The sequence below is a fragment of the Bacillus sp. 41-22 genome (genome assembly GCF_025809295.1).
Classification (GTDB): Bacteria; Bacillota; Bacilli; order Bacillales; family Bacillaceae_G; genus Bacillus_A; species Bacillus_A mycoides.
This window is the reverse complement of the sequence record NZ_CP084035.1, coordinates 3727758-3747304: the sequence shown is the minus strand read 5'-3', so window position 1 is coordinate 3747304 and position 19547 is coordinate 3727758. Positions and strand designations below refer to the sequence as shown.

The window sequence follows — 19547 nt, the reverse complement described above, 5'->3', positions numbered from 1 at the left end:
CGTGCTGATTGGAAAACGCTTAAATGACCGTTATAAGCTGCTGAAAATGATTGGCGGTGGAGGAATGGCCAATGTATATTTAGCTCATGATGATATACTCGGCCGAGATGTAGCGGTAAAAATATTAAGACTCGACTATTCAAATAATGAAGAGTTTATTAAACGTTTCCATCGAGAAGCGCAATCTGTTACAACGTTGTCGCATCCAAATATTGTGAATATGTATGATGTTGGGGAAGAGGATGATATATATTATCTTGTAATGGAATATGTACCTGGACGAACATTGAAGCAATACATAATTGATCGAGGGATGTTACCGATAGGAGAGGCTCTTGATATAATGGAGCAGTTAACGTCCGCTATGGCACACGCCCATCATTTTGAGATTGTACATCGTGATATTAAACCGCACAATATTTTGATTCGAGATGACGGAGTGGTCAAAGTAACAGACTTTGGAATTGCGACAGCTACAAGTGCAGCAACAATTACACATACAAATTCGGTGCTCGGTTCGGTGCATTATTTATCACCAGAACAAGCGCGCGGCGGTATAGCGAATAAACAATCAGATATTTATTCACTTGGGATTGTTATGTTTGAATTGTTAACAGGAAGACAACCGTTTTCTGGTGAATCTGCTGTTGCAATTGCGTTAAAACATTTACAAAATGAAATGCCATCTCCAAAAAGATGGAATGACAATATTCCACAAAGTGTTGAAAATATTATATTAAAGGCAACTGCGAAAGATCCGTTCCATCGATATCAATCTGCTAACGCGATGAAACGAGATATTGAAACAGCACTATATCCAGAACGAATAAATGAACAACCATTTTACATACCAGAAGATATGGAAGCAACGAAAGCGATTCCAATTATTCAACAAGAACAACTATTTCAAAATGTAAGTGATGAAACGATTGTATTAAAAGGAAGTAAAGTGGATGAACAAGTAAGAAAAGAAGAGACCAAATCAGGTAAGAAGAAAAAGCGAAATAATAAATGGCTGAAAGTTTTAATTACAACATTTTTACTTTTAGCGATAGGGATAACATTAGCACTTACTGTTATTCCAGGCTTCTTTATTCCGAAAGATGTGAAGGTTCCTGATGTGGCTGGTATGAAATATACGACAGCTGTAAATACATTAGTTGAAAAAGGTTTTGAAGTTACTGAACCTAATCTTGTATATACAGATGATGTTGAAGCCGGAAAAGTGATAAAAACAGATCCTATAGCAGGAAGAGTAGTGAAAGAAAACTCTAAAATTACTATCTATCAATCAGGTGGGAAAAAGAAAAGTAAGATGCGTGATTTGACAGGAAAAGATTTCGAGAGTATAAGAGCTGAGTTAGAAGAAGAATATAAACAAGTTACAATAAATTATATTGAAAATGATAAGCCGAAAGGTGAAATTGTAGAGCAAATACCAACGCCTGATCAAATGGTTATAGAGACAGAACAAGAACTGAAAATTTGGGTAAGTAAAGGACCTTATCAAATAAGACCAGGTGATTTTTCAGGATGGACTGAAAATAGTGTAAAAGGTTATTTAAATGAAAGAAAGCTTGTTTCTGATATAAAAAGAGAGTATTCAGATACGGTTGATAAAGGTCTTGTTATTTCACAGTTACCAAAGCCTGGGACACCTTTAAAAGAAGGAGATAAAGTATCGATTGTTATCTCCGATGGTCCGAAGCCTAAAGTGACGAAAACGGTAAAAGTGGATAACATTTCTATCCCATATGAAGCTTCTGCAACAGGTGAGAAAAAGCCGCAAACAATAGAAATTTATAAAGAAGATATGCAGCAAAAAATGGATAAACCAGTTGAAACGAGAACAATTACTGAGTCAGCGATTATTTCTTTAGAATTTGTAATTCAAGAAGGTGCAAAGGGACACTATAAAATTGTCCGAGATGGAGTAACGATTATGGACAAGGAAGTACCATATCCAGCTCAATAATAGTGAATTCCATCGTCCTTATATAGAAGATGGAATTTATTACTCTTGCCTGTTATGCTGTCTACATCGTGGACTGTATAACAGGCAAAAATATATGATTCAAAAAGCTGTAAAAGTGATACTGTTGTAAATAATATTTCAAATTTGATGGTAGATTAAATATATGAACCTGGATATATATTTGGTGGGCTTTGAACTAATTGTTTAAAGAACGCTAGTCTATTCATATTTAATTGCAGTTTTATTTTATACAAAATAAAGGAGAATTATATGCCAGAAGGAAAAATTGTAAAAGCTCTAAGTGGGTTTTATTATGTGCAGAATGAGGAAGGGATTACACAATGTCGTGGGCGTGGTGTATTTAGAAAGAATAAAATTACGCCACTTGTAGGAGACCAAGTTGTTTTTCAAGCGGATAATCCGAATGAAGGTTATGTGTTAGAAGTATTTGATCGGAAAAATGAACTTGTTAGACCTCCTATTGCTAATGTTGATCAAGCTATTCTTGTTTTCTCTGCGGTAGAACCAGATTTTAATCCAGGACTGTTAGATCGATTTTTAGTATTAATTGAATATCATAACATTAAACCAATTATTTGTATTAGTAAGATGGATTTAGTAGATGAAAAAATGAGAGAAACTGTTGAATCTTATGCAAATGATTATCGTGAAATGGGTTATGATGTGTTGTTTACTTCAATAAATACATCGGAAAGTATTGATATTCTGAAACCATTCTTAGAAGGTTGTATTTCCGTCGTTGCAGGCCAATCTGGTGTTGGGAAATCTTCAATGCTAAACGTATTACGTCCAGATTTAGAATTGAAAACTAATGATATTTCTTCACATTTAGGACGTGGAAAGCATACGACAAGACACGTAGAATTAATTACAGTTGGAAGCGGACTTGTTGCGGATACACCTGGTTTTAGTTCGCTTGATTTCATAGATATAGAGGTAGAAGATCTTACATATTGTTTTCCAGAGTTGAAAGAAGCGAGCCAATACTGTAAATTTAGAGGGTGTACACACCTTGCTGAACCGAAATGTGCGGTGAAAGCTGCGGTTGAAGAAGGAAAGATTACCGAATATCGTTATAAGAATTACAAACAATTCGTAGAAGAAATTAGAGAGAGAAAGCCGAGGTATTAGTCATGATTAAAATTGCACCATCGATTTTATCAGCAGATTTTTCAAGATTAGGGGAAGAGATTAAAGATGTAGAAAAAGGCGGAGCTGACTACATTCACGTCGATGTAATGGATGGGCATTTCGTACCAAATATTACGATTGGACCATTAATTGTAGAAGCAATCCGTCCGATTACATCATTACCGTTAGATGTACATTTAATGATTGAAAATCCTGATAACTATATCCCAACTTTCGCAAAAGCGGGAGCGGATATTATTACTGTTCATGTAGAAGCGTGTCCTCATTTACATCGTACAATTCAGTTAATTAAATCTCATGACATTAAAGCAGGGGTTGTATTAAATCCGCATACTCCAGTTTCAACGATTGAGCATGTATTAGAAGATATAGACATGGTATTACTTATGACAGTAAATCCTGGATTTGGCGGGCAGAAGTTTATTCATTCTGTATTACCGAAAATCAAACAAGTTGCAGAAATGGTTAAAGAGCGAAATCTAGAAGTGGAAATTGAAGTTGATGGTGGTGTCAACGCTGAAACGGCAAGACTTTGTATTGAAGCAGGAGCGAATGTTCTTGTAGCGGGATCAGCAGTATACAATCAAAAAGACCGCGGTGAAGCAATTCGTGTAATTCGCGGATAAAGAATGAACGAACGAACCTTTATCCTAGTGAAGCTTCTAGTTCATTAAGACTTCACTATTTATACATGTTAGAGTGGCAAATAAGGAGAAAGGCAATCTACCGAATGGCAGATTGCCTTTTTACAATAGAAGGGGAAGGAAAAATGATTATTCATATTTTAGCGGGAGGACCTGCAGAATACTGCGCAGATTTTTCGCGGTATGAAAATGAAGAAGTAGTTTGGGCGGCCGTTGATAGAGGAGTGTACCGTTTGTTGAAAAGAGGAATCACTCCGGCTGTTGCGTTTGGGGATTATGATTCAGTTACTGATGAGGAATTAGCATGGATGAGGCAACAAACAAATGAATTACATATCGTCCCGCGAGAAAAAGATCAAACAGATTTAGAAATTGCAATTAGCTGGGCTTTAGAACAGAAACCAAAATTAATTCGTATTTTTGGTGCTACTGGTGGAAGACTTGATCATGGTTTAGCAAATATTCAGATGCTTTTAAAGGGATTAGAAGTAAATATAGAAATGTGTATTGTGGACAATAAAAATGAAATAATGGTGAAAAAGTTTGGTATGTATATAATTGAAGGAAACGAACATTTTCCATACGTATCATTTGTACCAGTTACTGAAAGGGTAGAAGGTATTACACTTCACGGTTTTAAGTATCCCCTTACTAATAAAACAATAGAGTGGGGATCGACACTTTGTATTAGTAATGAACTCGTTGAGGAAAAAGGTACTTTTTCATTCACTTCTGGCATATTAATGATGATAAGAAGCACTGATTGAAGAAACAATTTTGCTCCTTGCATCATATAGTGAACAAGTGGAGTAATGGGGATTAGGAGGGAAACCATGAGATTTTATACAATTAAGTTACCTAAATTTCTTGGTGGAATTGTTCGTGCGATGTTAAATACCTTCAAAAAAGACTAAAAAAAGCACCTATTACCGGTGCTTTTTCCAATGGTATAATAAAAAAAGAGCCTAGCGGCTCTTTTTTTTATTATTAAACACGTTCGATTTTGCCAGATTTTAATGCTCTAGCAGAAACGTAAACACGTTGAACTTTTCCGTCGATGCGTACGCGAACTTTTTGAAGGTTAGCGCCCCATTTACGTTTTGTAGCGTTCATTGCGTGAGAACGAGAGTTACCAGAACGAGCTTTTCTTCCAGTGATAGCACAAACACGAGCCATTTATATTTCCCTCCCTTAACTACCGTAACATACGTAATTTTTCAATATTAGTCTTTTATGCGATGCTAAAAACACTACTATAATTTAACACAACTAAAAAGAGAATGCAACACCGTAGGAAAAAGAAATCAAGAAAAAATACTTGACACTATATGTCAATGAAGAAAAGGTGAAATCAAGAAAAATTGCTTGACATATTATAGTGGTACATGTTGTATAATAACAATGGACTATTTTGCTCATCATAAAAAAATGTAATTTAAAACATAAAATATGAGAGTGAAAAAGAAAGAACGATGGAATTTTCTTTAAAAAGATTATATGATAGTAACTAAAGTAGTCTAGCTCACTTTCACCATTTATGAAGGGGGAAACGAGATGTCAATTGAAATTAAAACGAAGTACGGTCAAATTGATATTAGTACAGATGTAATTGCAACAATTGCTGGAGGTGCCGCAGTAGATTGCTACGGTATCGTAGGTATGGCATCAAAAAATCAGTTAAAAGATGGATTAACAGAAATTTTACGAAAAGAAAACTTCACTAGAGGCGTTATTGTTCGTAAAAATGAAGATGAAGTACATATTGATATGTATATTATTGTGAGCTATGGTACGAAAATTTCAGAAGTAGCACATAACGTGCAGACTAAAGTGAAATATACATTAGATCAAACTGTAGGACTAGCAGTAGATTCTGTAAACATCTACGTACAAGGAGTTAAAGTAATAAACTTGTAATGTGCATTAAGGAGGAAAATCTGTGTCAATTCAAAAAATTGATGGAAAACGTTTATCACAAATGATCATTCAAGGAGCCAATAATTTAACAAATAATGTTCAGCTTGTTGATGCATTAAACGTATTCCCAGTTCCAGATGGCGATACCGGTACAAACATGAACTTATCAATGACTTCAGGCGCACGTGAAGTGAAAGCAAATCCTTCGCAGCATGCTGGTAAAGTCGGTGTAAGTTTAGCCAAAGGATTATTAATGGGAGCTCGTGGTAACTCTGGGGTTATTTTATCTCAGTTATTCCGTGGTTTCTCTAAATCCATTGAACAAAAAGAAGAATTAACGACAGTTGATTTTGCTGCAGCTTTAGAAGCTGGAGTAGAGGCAGCTTACAAAGCGGTTATGAAACCAATTGAAGGAACGATTTTAACGGTTGCAAGAGAAACGGGTAAATATGCAGTGACAGTTGCGAAAAAACAGCGCGACTTTGTTTTGTTTATGGAAGACGTTGTAAAAGAAGCAAACGCATCGTTAAATCGTACGCCAGATTTATTACCTGTATTAAAACAAGTTGGCGTTGTAGATAGCGGTGGTAAAGGTCTTGTTGTTGTATATGAAGGATTTTTAGCTGACTTAAAAGGAGAAACGATTTCTTCTAATATGCCTGCCCAACCATCTATGAATGACATGGTACGTGCAGAACATCACCGTAGTGTACAAAGCCAATTGAGTACAGAAGATATTAAGTATGGATATTGTACGGAATTCATGGTGAAATTAGAGCCTGGAAAAATGAAGGAACATAATTTCTCTGAACAAAAATTCCGTGAAGATATTAGTGTGTACGGAGATTCACTACTTGTTGTATCGGATGATGAGGTTGTAAAGGTTCATATTCATGCGGAACATCCTGGAGATCCTATGAACTATGGACAACGTTACGGTAGTCTAATTAAGATTAAAGTAGAAAATATGCGTGAACAGCATACTGCTTTATTAGATGAACCTACCATGGTACCTGAACAAACGAATCAGCCAATAGAGAAACAACCGTATGGTATTGTAACTGTAGCTATGGGATCGGGTATTAAAACTCTATTTGAGAGCATTGGTGCAACGAAAGTTATCGAAGGTGGCCAAACGATGAATCCGAGTACGGAGGATATTGTGAAGGCGATTGAAGAGGCAAACGCTGAAAAAATCATTATCTTACCAAATAACGGGAATATCGTGATGGCAGCAGAACAAGCAGCGTCAGTTGTAGAACAAGAAGTTATTGTTATTCGTTCAAAAACAGTTCCTCAAGGTATGGCTGCAATATTAGCATTTAATCCAGTTGGAACGCTAGAAGAGAATGAAGAAAACATGAAAGAAGCTTTAACTCATGTGAAAACAGGTCAGATTACGTATGCTGTTCGTGATACGGAAATTGACGGTGTAGCGATTCAAAAAGATGATTTCATGTGTATTGCAGATGGGAAAATTGTATCTACAAATGCTGAGAAAGTAGGAGCTGCAAAGCAATTACTAGAAGCGCTAATTGATGAGGATTCTGAAATCGTAACGATTCTACAAGGTGAAGATGCAACAGATGAAGAAGTGGCTAAATTAGTTGCGTTTGTAGAAGAGAACTTTGAAGATGCAGAAGTAGAAGTACATGCAGGGAACCAACCGGTGTATTCTTTCATCTTCTCTGTAGAATAAGAAAAGATTCGATTTGAAAATAAATGGGTTACTTACTTGCTAATGGATAAGAAATAGTGATATGAAGTTTATTACTAGTTTTTATTCAAAAGGCTAGCATATTGATGATAGAAAAGAGCCTTGCTGCTAATAGTGAGGCTCTTTTCTTACGTATTGTACAACTTTGTTTTATCCCGCTATTTGTGGGCAGTAAAACTTCCACCCCCTATATTCGGCTGGAGCAAAGAAGTTAAGTGGGAGATTAACTGCCCGTAAACGCCCACTGATTATAGTTTCACTTTATATAGAGGGATTAGAGTAGTTTCTCTTAGAATGCCTATGATAGAATATATAAGGTGAAAGAGAGCGATTACAGATGTCAATGATAATAATGGATAATCAATAGAATGAATCAAAGAAAATAATGTGACGGAGCGTGAGAATCTTGAATGAAGTTGTACAAGTTCCTGTTACGGATGTAAAGGGAATCGGAGGAGAAACATCTGAGTTGTTACACGAGATGGGAATTTATACAGTTTCTCATCTATTAGAACATTTTCCGTACCGCTATGAAGACTATGCGATGAAAGATCTTGCTGAAGTAAAGCATGACGAGCGTGTAACGGTTGAGGGGAAAGTTCATAGTGCTCCTTTACTGCAATATTATGGGAAGAAGAAGTCACGTCTTACAGTTCGTGTTCTCGTCGGTCGTTATTTAATTACAGCTGTATGTTTTAATAGACCATACTATAAACAAAAGTTAAATTTAGATGAAACGGTAACGATTACTGGTAAATGGGATCAGCATCGCCAAACAATTGCTGTATCAGAACTGAATTTTGGACCGGTTGTACGACAACAAGAAGTAGAACCTGTATATTCAGTGAAAGGAAAACTGACAGTAAAACAGATGCGCCGGTTTGTTGCACAAGCATTTAAGGAGTATGGAGATTCTATAGTCGAAGTGTTACCAGATGGTTTGTTAAGTCGATATAAATTATTATCACGCTATGAAGCGCTCAGAGGGTTACATTTTCCAGTGGGACAGGAAGACTTAAAGCAAGCGCGTCGCCGTTTTGTATATGAGGAGTTTTTCTTGTTTCAGTTGAAAATGCAAACATTACGGAAAATGGAAAGGGAAAACTCGAAAGGGACGAAAAAGGAAATTTCATTAGTAGAATTGCAAGAGTTTACTGATGCGCTTCCGTTTCCATTAACTGGTGCACAACGCCGGGTTGTAGATGAAATAATGAAAGATATGATATCTCCGTACCGAATGAATCGATTATTGCAAGGGGATGTAGGTTCTGGAAAAACAGTTGTTGCTGCGATTGCTCTTTATGCGGCGAAATTGGCTCATTATCAAGGTGCTTTGATGGTTCCTACAGAAATTTTAGCCGAGCAACATTATCAGTCGCTCGCGGAGACGTTTTCACATTTCGGTATGAAGGTTGAATTGCTAACAAGTTCTGTTAAAGGTGCGAGACGTCGAGAAATTTTGTCGAGATTAGAACAGGGAGAAGTAGACATCCTTGTTGGAACGCACGCTTTAATTCAAGACGAAGTTATATTTCATAGGTTAGGTCTCGTTATTACCGATGAACAGCATCGATTTGGTGTGGCGCAGCGCCGGGTTTTACGTGAGAAAGGTGAAAGTCCAGATGTATTGTTTATGACGGCGACCCCAATCCCGCGTACGTTAGCTATCACTGCATTTGGAGAGATGGACGTTTCTATTATCGACGAAATGCCAGCTGGTAGAAAGGTAATCGAAACGTACTGGGCAAAACATGATATGTTAGATCGTGTCCTCGGCTTTGTGGAGAAAGAGATAAAAAAAGGAAGACAGGCATATGTTATTTGCCCTCTTATTGAAGAGTCTGAGAAGCTTGATGTACAAAATGCTATCGACTTACATAGTATGCTGACTCATCATTATCAAGGGAAATGCCAAGTTGGATTAATGCATGGGAGACTATCATCTCAAGAAAAAGAAGAGATAATGGGACAGTTTAGTGAAAATAAAGTGCAAATTCTTGTGTCGACAACAGTTGTTGAAGTAGGCGTGAATGTACCAAATGCGACTGTTATGGTTATTTATGACGCGGAACGTTTCGGTTTATCACAGCTCCATCAGCTGAGGGGGCGTGTTGGGCGTGGTAGTGAACAATCATATTGTTTATTAATTGCGGACCCAAAATCAGAAACGGGAAAAGAAAGAATGCGCATTATGACTGAAACAAATGATGGATTTGTATTGTCAGAAAAAGATTTAGAGTTACGAGGTCCTGGGGATTTCTTTGGAAGTAAGCAAAGTGGTCTACCAGAATTTAAGGTTGCTGATATGGTACATGATTATCGGGCGTTAGAAACAGCAAGACAAGATGCAGCGATACTAGTTGATTCAGAAGCGTTTTGGCATAATGATCAGTATGCTTCGCTGCGTACTTATCTTGATGGGACAGGTGTGTTCCAGGGAGAGAAGCTCGATTAAAAGTAGTCTGCAAAAGTTTTTGTTGCATTCTACTTTTAATGATTATATACTACTTTTAGTACCTAGTCATAAAAATGGATGGTGCGGTATGAAAAAAAGAAGAAGTAAAAAAGAAAGACAAGAATTATTACAACAAACAATAGAAACGAATCCTTTTATAACGGATGAAGATTTAGCGGAAAAATTTCAAGTGAGCATACAAACTGTTCGTCTTGATCGTATGGAATTATCTATTCCTGAATTAAGAGAACGAATTAAGCATGTGGCTACAAAACAACATGAAGAAGATGTGAAATCTTTACCGTTAGAAGAGGTTGTCGGAGAAATTATTGATATAGAATTAGATAGACATGCGATTTCTATCTTTGAAGTAAAGGTAGAACATGTATTTAAAAGAAATCAAATTGCTCGTGGGCATCATTTGTTTGCACAAGCAAACTCACTAGCTGTTGCGGTTATTGATGAAGAATTAGCTTTAACTGCAAAGTCCACCATTCGATATATTCGTCCTGTAAAATTAGGAGAGCGTGTTGTTGCAAAAGTACGTGTTGAAGATGTAGAGAATGATAAAGGACGGACGGTTGTCAAAGTGCGTAGTTTTGTTGGAGAAGAACTTGTCTTTACAGGCACTTTTGAAATGTATCGATCTAGTAATTATAGTGAGGAAGGTAACAACTTATGAAAATCGCAATAGATGCAATGGGCGGCGATCATGCACCAAAGGCTGTAGTATTAGGAGCAATGAAAGCTATTAAGGAATACTCAGATTTACATATTACGTTAGTAGGGAAAGAAGAGGGAATTCGTCAATATTTAACGAGTGAAGAGCGAATTACTATACTTCATACGGACGAAAAAATTGAATCGACAGACGAACCAGTAAGAGCGGTTCGTCGAAAAAAACAAGCTTCAATGGTACTAGCGGCGCAGCAAGTAAAAGACGGCGTAGCGGATGCTTGTATATCAGCAGGTAGTACAGGAGCTTTGATGGCAGCTGGATTGTTTGTTGTTGGTCGTATGGAAGGAATTGAACGACCAGCTTTATCACCTACAATGCCAACTGTTGATGGAGAAGGTTTTGTTATGTTAGATGTTGGAGCCAACGTTGATGCAAAACCAATTCATTTATATCAATATGCAGTAATGGGCTCTGTTTACGCAGAGAAAGTAAGAGGAATTAAAAATCCACGCGTTGGACTTTTAAACGTTGGAACAGAGGATGGTAAAGGAAACGAGCTTTCAAAACAAGTCTTTGCTATGCTCAAGGATGCACCAATTAATTTCGTTGGAAACGTTGAATCAAGAGATTTATTGCAAGGTGTAGCAGACGTTGTTGTATGTGATGGTTTTACGGGTAATGTAGCGCTAAAATCATTAGAAGGAACAGCACTTGCGTTATTCTCTATGTTAAAAGAACAATTAATGAGTTCGTTTACGAGCAAATTAGCAGCAGCGGTATTAAAACCAAAACTTATGGTATTGAAAGATAAAATGGATTATTCGGAGTATGGGGGAGCGGCGTTGTTTGGATTGAAAGCTCCTGTCATTAAGGCTCACGGTTCTTCTAATGACCAATCGATATTTAGTGCGATTCGTCAAACGAGAGAAATGGTAGCGAAAGAAGTAATTCCTACAATTTCAAGTGTAATGGAGAAGGAGCCGCTTCAATAAGAGGAGGATTTGAAATGGGAAAAATAGCATTTCTTTTTCCGGGCCAAGGTTCACAGGCAGTTGGAATGGGTAGACAGTTAGCGGAGAATAATAAAGAGGTTGCGAAAGTGTTTGCAAAAGCGGATGAGGTTTTGCATGATTCTCTTTCAGAAGTGATTTTTGAAGGACCGCAAGAAAAGTTAACATTAACGACAAATGCGCAGCCGGCACTATTAACAACGAGCTTTGCAATTTTAACAGCTTTGAAGGAGTATGATATTACACCTGATTTTGTCGCAGGACATAGTTTAGGTGAATATAGCGCTCTTGTAGCTGCTGGTGCATTAACATTCGAAGACGCTGTATATGCTGTAAGGAAACGCGGGGAATATATGGAAGAAGCTGTTCCAGGCGGGGAAGGTGCAATGGCAGCTATTTTAGGTGCGGATCCGGATATGCTGAAACGAGTTACAGAAGAAGTAACAAGTGAAGGATATGCAGTACAAATTGCTAATATGAATAGTACGAAGCAAATTGTTATTTCTGGAACAAAGCAAGGAGTAGAACTTGCTTCTCAAAGAGCGAAAGAAAATGGTGCTAAAAGAGCAATTCCGCTCAAAGTAAGTGGACCGTTTCATTCCTCGCTTATGAAACCAGCTGCTGAGAAATTCCAAAGTGTTTTAAATGAAATTACAATTCAAGACACGAATATTCCTGTTATTGCAAATGTTACGGCAGATGTTATTACGCGTGGTACAGATATTCAAGCAAAGCTAATTGAACAGCTCTATTCGCCTGTATTATGGTACCCATCTATTGAGTATATGGTGAATCAAGGGGTAGATACATTTATTGAAATCGGACCTGGAAAAGTACTTGCTGGTCTTATGAAGTCGATTGATTCTTCAGTGAAAGCATATGCGGTATATGATGAAGAGACATTAAAAGATACCATTTCAAATTTGAGAGGAGAAAGCTGATGTTAAAAGGGAAAGTAGCATTAGTAACTGGTGCTTCACGTGGGATTGGTCGTGCGATTGCTATTGATTTAGCGAAACAAGGGGCAAATGTTGTAGTAAATTATGCTGGTAATGAGCAAAAGGCGAATGAAGTAGTTGATGAAATAAAGAAATTAGGTTCAGATGCCATTGCAGTAAGAGCAGATGTTGCAAATGCTGATGATGTTACTGCAATGGTGAAACAAACTGTAGATACGTTTGGACAAGTTGATATTCTTGTAAATAACGCTGGTGTAACAAAAGATAATTTATTAATGCGTATGAAAGAAGAAGAATGGGATACAGTTATTAATACAAACTTAAAAGGTGTTTTCTTATGTACGAAAGCAGTATCGCGCTATATGATGCGTCAACGTCATGGACGTATTATTAATATCGCTTCTGTTGTTGGTGTAACAGGAAACCCAGGACAAGCAAATTATGTTGCTGCTAAAGCTGGTGTAATTGGATTAACAAAAACATCAGCAAAAGAATTAGCGAGCCGAAATATTACTGTAAATGCAATTGCTCCAGGGTTTATTGCAACTGATATGACGGATGTATTAGATGAAAATATAAAAGCCGAAATGTTAAAATTAATTCCTGCAGCTCAGTTTGGAGAAGCACAAGATATCGCAAATACTGTAACGTTTTTTGCTTCTGATCAAAGTAAATATGTTACAGGTCAAACGTTAAATGTTGATGGCGGTATGGTAATGTAATAAAAGAATCGATTTCAACTAGTTTTTTTGGACAATATTTTATATAATATTTGAGGGGAGGTGAATAGAATGGCAGATGTTTTAGAGCGTGTAACCAAAATTGTCGTTGATCGTTTAGGAGTAGAAGAAACTGAAGTAGTACCAGCTGCAAGCTTCAAAGAAGATTTAGGCGCAGACTCCCTAGATGTAGTAGAACTTGTAATGCAATTAGAAGATGAATTCGAAATGGAAATTTCTGATGAAGATGCTGAAAAGATTGCTACTGTTGGCGATGCTGTGACTTACATAGAGAGTCATCTATAATGCTTAAGTGAAGTCCCGTTTTTTAACGGGGCTTCTCGGCTTATATCTGGAGGGACCTATGCCGTACCGAAAACATAGAGAAAAAAAATACGAAGCAAAATATCGTGAAGCTTTTAAAGTATTTCAAGAAGAGATAGGTATTACGTTTACAGATGAAAAATTATTGATTCAAGCGTTTACGCATTCATCGTATGTGAATGAGCATCGAAAAAAACCGCATGAGGACAATGAGCGTCTTGAGTTTCTTGGCGATGCTGTATTGGAACTCACTGTATCACAGTATCTGTTTCAAAAATATCCGACAATGAGCGAAGGAGAGTTAACAAAACTACGTGCAGCTATTGTATGTGAGCCATCTCTTGTTCGTTTTGCAAACGAAATGTCATTTGGTAGCCTTGTTTTATTAGGGAAAGGTGAGGAAATGACGGGTGGACGTGAACGACCAGCTTTATTAGCGGATGTCTTTGAAGCGTTTATTGGTGCCCTTTATCTTGATCAAGGGCTAGAAACAGTTTGGGGATACTTAAAAGAAGTTGTATATCCAAAAATTAATGAAGGTGCTTTTTCTCATGTGATGGATTATAAGAGTCAATTGCAAGAATTGATTCAGCGTGATGGTAGTGGCAATGTTGAGTATCAAATTTTGCAAGAAAAAGGACCGGCCCACAACCGAGAATTTGTGTCCCGTGTAACTTTAAATAATGAGGCATTAGGTCTTGGAAGTGGTAAGTCAAAAAAAGAGGCAGAGCAACAAGCTGCTGCAGAAGCATTGAAAAAATTAAAAGAACAATCATGAGGAATCCCCCTTTGAATAAGGGGGGTTCCTTATGCATAGAATGAAACTTTCCTTTTATTTATAAATAAAAGGAGTGGGAAATCCGTATAGTAGTTTGTTTTCGTACAGACAACGTTTACAACAACGGAGAATAGGAGGAAGGCCTTTCGTGTTTTTAAAAAGATTAGAAATAGCAGGATTTAAGTCTTTTGCTGAGCGTGTATCTGTCGATTTTGTTCCAGGTGTAACTTCTGTAGTAGGACCTAACGGGAGCGGGAAAAGTAATATTACTGATGCAATTCGCTGGGTACTTGGTGAACAATCTGCAAAGTCATTACGCGGTGCAAAGATGGAGGATATTATTTTTGCCGGCAGTGATACGAGAAGAGCGGTTAATGTTGCTGAAGTTACATTAACTTTAAATAATGAAGACCAACGCTTACCGATTGAGTATAACGAGGTGTGTGTAACGCGTCGTGTATCTCGTTCGGGTGATAGTGATTTTTATATTAATAAACAATCTTGTAGATTAAAAGATATTATTGATTTATTTATGGACTCTGGTATGGGAAGGGAAGCTTTTTCGATTATTAGCCAGGGGAAAGTCGAAGAGATTTTGAGTAGTAAATCAGAAGAACGTCGTGGTGTATTTGAAGAAGCTGCGGGTGTGCTGAAATATAAACTTCGTAAAAAGAAAGCTGAAGGGAAATTGGCGGAAACACAAGAAAACTTAAATCGTGTACAAGATATTATTCACGAATTAAGTAGTCAAGTAGAACCACTAGAAAGACAAGCTTCTATTGCGAAAGATTATCTTGAGAAAAAAGAAGAATTAGAGAAAGTAGAAGCTGCGCTTATTGTACATGAAATTGAAGAATTACATGAAAAGTGGGAAGCGCTTCGAAATCAATTTGGGCATAATAAAGATGAAGAAGCTAAAATGTCGGCGAACTTACAAAAAAGTGAAGAAGAGCTTGAGGAATTACGCGGGCAATTACAAGCCGTTGATGAATCTGTAAATTCCTTACAAGAAGTTCTACTTCTGTCTAGTAAAGAACTAGAAAAACTAGAAGGGCAACGCGAGCTGTTAAAGGAAAGAAAGCAAAATGCAACGACACATTGTGCGCAGCTTGAAAAGCTAATTGTTGAGTTAACAGAGAAAACTACAAGTTATGATGGCGAAATTGAAACAAGTACAGAAGCTTTAATGCAATTTGTGAATCAAGTAAAAGAATTGGAGAAGAAATTGCATGATAACGAGCAATTACTTGCGACTTTTGCTGAGAATTTAGAGGAACAAATTGAGAATTTAAAAGGTGACTATATTGAACTTTTAAATCAACAAGCAAGTCTTCGTAATGAATTATCTATGATTGAAGAACAATCAAAACAGCAAAACTCTAAAAACGAACGACTTGATGAAGAAAATGAAAAGTATGTACAGATGCGTGTGGAAATTACAGCGAAAAAGGCGAAACTTGTAGACAGTTATGAGCAAGCGAGAGAGAAAATAGCTGGCATTATTTCTAACATACAGAAGACAGAAACGGCACTTGGGAAATGTAAGTCACAGTATAGTGAAAATGAAACGAAACTGTATCAAGCGTATCAATTTGTGCAACAGGCGCGCTCTCGGAAAGAAATGTTAGAAGAGATGCAAGAGGACTACTCTGGCTTCTATCAAGGGGTACGTGAAGTATTAAAGGCTAGAGAAAATAGACTACAAGGTATTGAGGGAGCTGTTGCAGAACTTCTGACTGTGCCGAAAGAATATGAAATCGCAATGGAAATCGCCCTTGGGGCAGCGATGCAACATATCGTAGTACAAACAGAAGAGCATGCTCGTAATGCAATTGCATTTTTAAAGCAAAATAAACATGGCCGTGCAACGTTTTTACCTCAAGCTGTTATTAAAAGCCGATCGCTATCATTTGATCAATTACGCATTGTGAATCAGCATCCATCGTTTGTCGGTGTAGCGGCAGAACTTGTGCAGTACAATAATAAATATGAGAATGTAGTTTCAAGTTTATTAGGTACAGTTGTTGTTGCGAAAGATTTACGAGGAGCAAATGAGTTAGCGAAACAACTGCAATACCGCTATCGTATTGTAACACTCGAAGGTGACGTAGTGAACCCGGGTGGTTCTATGACGGGTGGAGCTGTAAAACAGGCGAAATCCTCTTTATTGGGACGTCAACGTGAACTTGAAGAGTGGACTAAAAAACTAACTGACATGGAAGAAAAAACAACGAAGCTAGAAAACTTTGTTAAAGCAGTAAAGCAAGAGATTCAAGAAAAAGAAGTACAAATACGAGAGTTACGCCAAGGTGTAGAGACCGAACGTGTAGATGAACAGAAGCTAAGAGAAGAAATTAATCGTTTAGAATTAGATGAACATCGTATTAATGATCGTTTATCGATTTACGATTTAGAGATTGAAGGATTTTTACAAGATCAAGTAAAAATGCAAGGGCGCAAAGAAGAGTTAGAAAAGATTTTAGCGACTCTTCAAGCTGAGATTGGGGAATTAGATAGCAAAATCGTCGTTTTAACGAAACAAAAAAGTGAACAATATTCTTCAAAAGAAAAAGTTCAGAAGGAAATGACGGAGCTAAAAGTACAAGCTGCTGAACAACAACAACGTTTGTCTAATCAAAAAGAAAAAGTCGAACGATTGACGAAGGAAAAAGAAGAGACTGATGCGACGCTTGTAAAAACGAAAGAAGATTTAGCGTTCTTAAAGCAAGAGATGACATCTAATTCAAGTGGCGAAGAACAAATTACGAATATGATTGAGAAGAAAGCGTATGATCGTAATCAAACTTCGGAGTTAATTCGTTCTCGTCGTGAACAACGCGTATCATTGCAAGAAAGAGTCGAGCATTTAGAGCGCGGTGTGAAAGAAACAATAGGTAAACATAAATATATTCTTGAGATGCTGAAAGATCAAGAAGTGAAAATTAACCGACTTGATGTAGAGCTGGAAAATAGATTGCAACATTTACGTGAAACATATACTATTTCATTTGAAGCAGCAAAACTTAAGTATACAATGATGATGCCTGCAGAAGATGCACGTAAAAAGGTGAAACTAATTAAACTATCCATTGAAGAGTTAGGCGCAGTAAATTTAGGGGCAATTGATGAGTATGAACGTGTAGCAGAGCGCCATACATTCTTATTAGAGCAAAGAGATGACCTAGAAGAAGCGAAATCGACATTGCATCAACTTATTACGGAAATGGATGAAGAGATGAAAAAACGCTTTTCTACTACATTCGAAGGGATTCGAACAGAGTTTCAATCTGTATTCTCTGAATTATTCGGAGGTGGAAGAGCGGATTTAGTAATGACAAACCCAGAAGATTTACTAAATACGGGTATTGATATTGTAGCGCAACCACCAGGGAAGAAACTACAAAATTTAGGTTTACTTTCAGGGGGAGAGCGTGCTTTAACGGCAATTGCGCTCTTATTTGGTATTTTAAAAGTACGCCCAGTTCCATTCTGTGTTCTAGATGAAGTGGAAGCAGCTCTTGATGAGGCAAACGTTGCTCGTTTTGCGCAGTATTTAAAGAAATTTAGTGATGAAACGCAGTTTATTGTAATTACACACCGAAAAGGTACAATGGAAGAGTCTGATGTATTGTACGGTGTAACAATGCAAGAGTCAGGGGTGTCGAAGCTTGTTTCTGTTCGTTTAGATGATGGCGAAGAACTTGTTGCAAGTAGATAGGAAGGATGGGAAGTATGAGCTTTTTAAAAAAATTAAAAGAAAAAATTTCAAAACAAACGGATACGGTAACAGAGAAGTTTAAACAAGGATTAGAAAAAACGAGAAATTCATTTGCTGATAAAGTAAATGACTTAGTGTACCGTTACCGCAAAATAGACGAAGATTTCTTTGAAGAATTAGAAGAAATTTTAATTAGTGCGGATGTCGGAGTTTCGACAGTGATGGAATTAATTGATCAGTTGAAAGAAGAAGTGCAACGTCGTAACATTCAAGATCCGAAAGAAGTACAGGCTGTTATTTCTGAAAAGCTAGTGGGCATTTACAAAGGTGACAGCGATTTTAGTAATGAAGTTAATATACAAGAGGATCAATTAACAGTAGTTTTATTTGTTGGTGTGAATGGTGTGGGGAAAACGACGACGATTGGTAAGCTTGCACATAAATTTAAATCAGAAGGTAAGTCTGTCCTATTGGCGGCAGGAGATACATTCCGTGCTGGGGCGATTGAGCAATTAGAAGTATGGGGCGATCGTGTTGGTGTAGAAGTAATTAAACAAGGGTCAGGATCTGATCCAGCGGCTGTTATGTATGATGCTGTACAAGCGGCAAAGGCCCGTAAAGTGGATGTATTGCTATGTGATACAGCGGGACGCTTACAAAATAAAGTAAACTTAATGAATGAGTTAGAGAAAGTGAAGCGCGTAATTGAGCGTGAAGTACCAGGGGCTCCTCATGAAGTATTACTTGTTATTGATGCAACAACAGGGCAAAATGGTTTAAGTCAAGCGAAAACATTCCGTGAAGCCACGAATGTTACTGGTATTGTTTTAACGAAGTTAGATGGAACTGCTAAAGGTGGTATCGTCTTAGCGATTCGTAACGAAATGGATGTTCCGGTGAAATTTGTTGGGCTAGGAGAGCAAATGGATGATCTGCAACAGTTTGATCCAGAACAATATGTTTATGGTTTGTTTGCGAACGTAGTAGAAACAGAAGAAGTGTAAGTGAAAGAAGCGGTATTTCCGCTTCTTTTTTTATAAAAATATGTGATGTTAAGAAAAAAACTTGACACTCTTTTGTACTCCATGTAAACTAAGTCATGTAAAGGGAAATCACTTAACAAAGGATGATCCAACATGCTCGAGAAAACAACGAGAATGAACTATTTATTTGATTTTTATCAATCGTTGTTAACGCAAAAACAAAGAAGTTATATGTCGCTTTATTATCTAGATGATTTATCTCTTGGTGAAATTGCGGAAGAATTTGATGTAAGTCGCCAAGCCGTGTATGATAACATTAAACGGACTGAAGCGATGCTTGAAGAATATGAAGATAAATTAGTATTACTTCAAAAGTTTCAAGAGCGACAGCGACTTGTTGCAAAGCTAAAACAGCTAATCAGCGAAGAAGAGCATGTAAATGAAGAAATGAAACAAGTTGTTGAAGCTATCGAAAAATTAGATTAGGAGGGCGGCA

General features: G+C 37.2%; 18 protein-coding genes. 17 read left to right on the top strand and 1 reads right to left on the bottom strand.

Annotated elements, in window-relative coordinates; translation table 11 throughout:
• Position 1: 1 nt before the first annotated feature.
• From pknB to spoVM, 5 genes are all read left to right on the top strand, one after another.
• Positions 2-1975, top strand: coding sequence for a Stk1 family PASTA domain-containing Ser/Thr kinase (gene pknB, locus LCF45_RS19025; protein ID WP_002014502.1), 1974 nt, complete (start codon positions 2-4; stop codon positions 1973-1975).
• 270 nt (positions 1976-2245) lie between these two features.
• Positions 2246-3127 carry a ribosome small subunit-dependent GTPase A gene (gene rsgA, locus LCF45_RS19020; protein ID WP_002014503.1) on the top strand — a complete coding sequence of 294 codons (882 nt, stop codon included), beginning with the start codon at positions 2246-2248 and terminating at the stop codon, positions 3125-3127.
• A 2-nt stretch (positions 3128-3129) separates the two neighbouring features.
• Positions 3130-3774, top strand: a complete 645-nt coding sequence (rpe, locus tag LCF45_RS19015) for a ribulose-phosphate 3-epimerase (protein ID WP_002014505.1) — start codon at positions 3130-3132, stop codon at positions 3772-3774.
• 104 nt (positions 3775-3878) lie between these two features.
• Complete coding sequence (locus LCF45_RS19010) at positions 3879-4559, top strand: thiamine diphosphokinase (RefSeq protein WP_002014506.1); 681 nt, start codon at positions 3879-3881, stop codon at positions 4557-4559.
• Positions 4560-4625: 66 nt separating this feature from the next.
• A complete protein-coding gene (gene spoVM, locus LCF45_RS19005) occupies positions 4626-4706 on the top strand; it encodes a stage V sporulation protein SpoVM (protein ID WP_001213599.1) in 81 nt (26 codons plus the stop codon).
• A gap of 73 nt (positions 4707-4779) precedes the next feature.
• Here the strand turns inward: spoVM and rpmB are convergent, their stop codons facing one another.
• Complete coding sequence (gene rpmB / locus LCF45_RS19000; RefSeq protein WP_000124776.1) at positions 4780-4968, bottom strand: 50S ribosomal protein L28; 189 nt, start codon at positions 4966-4968, stop codon at positions 4780-4782.
• A 378-nt stretch (positions 4969-5346) separates the two neighbouring features.
• Here rpmB and LCF45_RS18995 point away from each other — a divergent pair, with 378 nt between their 5' ends.
• The 12 genes from LCF45_RS18995 (at position 5347) to LCF45_RS18940 (ending at position 19537) form a co-directional block, all read left to right on the top strand.
• A complete protein-coding gene (locus LCF45_RS18995) occupies positions 5347-5709 on the top strand; it encodes an Asp23/Gls24 family envelope stress response protein (protein WP_002014507.1) in 363 nt (120 codons plus the stop codon).
• A 22-nt stretch (positions 5710-5731) separates the two neighbouring features.
• Positions 5732-7408 (top strand): DAK2 domain-containing protein, encoded by a 1677-nt coding sequence (locus tag LCF45_RS18990; RefSeq protein ID WP_263893201.1) that lies wholly within the window; start codon positions 5732-5734, stop codon positions 7406-7408.
• 424 nt (positions 7409-7832) lie between these two features.
• Entirely contained in the window at positions 7833-9881 is a 2049-nt protein-coding gene (gene recG / locus LCF45_RS18985; protein ID WP_002014510.1) for an ATP-dependent DNA helicase RecG, read from the top strand.
• Between the two features lie 88 nt (positions 9882-9969).
• Positions 9970-10563, top strand: coding sequence for a transcription factor FapR (gene fapR / locus LCF45_RS18980; RefSeq protein WP_000747354.1), 594 nt, complete (start codon positions 9970-9972; stop codon positions 10561-10563).
• The gene (gene plsX, locus LCF45_RS18975) at positions 10560-11552 is read left to right on the top strand and encodes a phosphate acyltransferase PlsX (RefSeq protein WP_002128828.1); all 993 of its coding nucleotides are present in this window, start codon (positions 10560-10562) and stop codon (positions 11550-11552) included. Before fapR ends, plsX begins: the two co-directional genes overlap by 4 nt.
• Before the next feature lie 14 nt (positions 11553-11566).
• Positions 11567-12511: an ACP S-malonyltransferase gene (fabD, locus tag LCF45_RS18970; protein WP_002128825.1), complete on the top strand. Its 945-nt coding sequence runs from the start codon at positions 11567-11569 to the stop codon at positions 12509-12511.
• On the top strand, positions 12511-13251 hold the full coding sequence (gene fabG / locus LCF45_RS18965) for a 3-oxoacyl-[acyl-carrier-protein] reductase (protein ID WP_002014514.1): 741 nt from the start codon (positions 12511-12513) through the stop codon (positions 13249-13251). Before fabD ends, fabG begins: the two co-directional genes overlap by 1 nt.
• A gap of 69 nt (positions 13252-13320) precedes the next feature.
• Positions 13321-13554, top strand: coding sequence for an acyl carrier protein (gene acpP / locus LCF45_RS18960; RefSeq protein ID WP_002014515.1), 234 nt, complete (start codon positions 13321-13323; stop codon positions 13552-13554).
• A gap of 58 nt (positions 13555-13612) precedes the next feature.
• On the top strand, positions 13613-14350 hold the full coding sequence (gene rncS / locus LCF45_RS18955; RefSeq protein ID WP_002033792.1) for a ribonuclease III: 738 nt from the start codon (positions 13613-13615) through the stop codon (positions 14348-14350).
• A 148-nt stretch (positions 14351-14498) separates the two neighbouring features.
• Positions 14499-18068 (top strand): chromosome segregation protein SMC, encoded by a 3570-nt coding sequence (gene smc, locus LCF45_RS18950; RefSeq protein WP_002014517.1) that lies wholly within the window; start codon positions 14499-14501, stop codon positions 18066-18068.
• 14 nt (positions 18069-18082) lie between these two features.
• Positions 18083-19072 carry a signal recognition particle-docking protein FtsY gene (ftsY, locus tag LCF45_RS18945; RefSeq protein ID WP_002088200.1) on the top strand — a complete coding sequence of 330 codons (990 nt, stop codon included), beginning with the start codon at positions 18083-18085 and terminating at the stop codon, positions 19070-19072.
• A 132-nt stretch (positions 19073-19204) separates the two neighbouring features.
• Positions 19205-19537, top strand: a complete 333-nt coding sequence (locus tag LCF45_RS18940) for a putative DNA-binding protein (RefSeq protein ID WP_000891061.1) — start codon at positions 19205-19207, stop codon at positions 19535-19537.
• Positions 19538-19547: the final 10 nt, after the last annotated feature.

Bases quoted from the DNA above. Each gene is read 5' to 3' on its own strand.
- rsgA (WP_002014503.1), top strand. From the start codon at position 2,246: ATGCCAGAAGGAAAAATTGTAAAAGCTCTAAGTGGGTTTTATTATGTG.
- rpe (WP_002014505.1), top strand. From the start codon at position 3,130: ATGATTAAAATTGCACCATCGATTTTATCAGCAGATTTTTCAAGATTA.
- LCF45_RS19010 (WP_002014506.1), top strand. From the start codon at position 3,879: ATGGCAGATTGCCTTTTTACAATAGAAGGGGAAGGAAAAATGATTATT.
- spoVM (WP_001213599.1), top strand. From the start codon at position 4,626: ATGAGATTTTATACAATTAAGTTACCTAAATTTCTTGGTGGAATTGTT.
- rpmB (WP_000124776.1), bottom strand. From the start codon at position 4,968: ATGGCTCGTGTTTGTGCTATCACTGGAAGAAAAGCTCGTTCTGGTAAC.
- LCF45_RS18995 (WP_002014507.1), top strand. From the start codon at position 5,347: ATGTCAATTGAAATTAAAACGAAGTACGGTCAAATTGATATTAGTACA.
- fapR (WP_000747354.1), top strand. From the start codon at position 9,970: ATGAAAAAAAGAAGAAGTAAAAAAGAAAGACAAGAATTATTACAACAA.
- plsX (WP_002128828.1), top strand. From the start codon at position 10,560: ATGAAAATCGCAATAGATGCAATGGGCGGCGATCATGCACCAAAGGCT.
- fabD (WP_002128825.1), top strand. From the start codon at position 11,567: ATGGGAAAAATAGCATTTCTTTTTCCGGGCCAAGGTTCACAGGCAGTT.
- fabG (WP_002014514.1), top strand. From the start codon at position 12,511: ATGTTAAAAGGGAAAGTAGCATTAGTAACTGGTGCTTCACGTGGGATT.
- acpP (WP_002014515.1), top strand. From the start codon at position 13,321: ATGGCAGATGTTTTAGAGCGTGTAACCAAAATTGTCGTTGATCGTTTA.
- rncS (WP_002033792.1), top strand. From the start codon at position 13,613: ATGCCGTACCGAAAACATAGAGAAAAAAAATACGAAGCAAAATATCGT.
- ftsY (WP_002088200.1), top strand. From the start codon at position 18,083: ATGAGCTTTTTAAAAAAATTAAAAGAAAAAATTTCAAAACAAACGGAT.
- LCF45_RS18940 (WP_000891061.1), top strand. From the start codon at position 19,205: ATGCTCGAGAAAACAACGAGAATGAACTATTTATTTGATTTTTATCAA.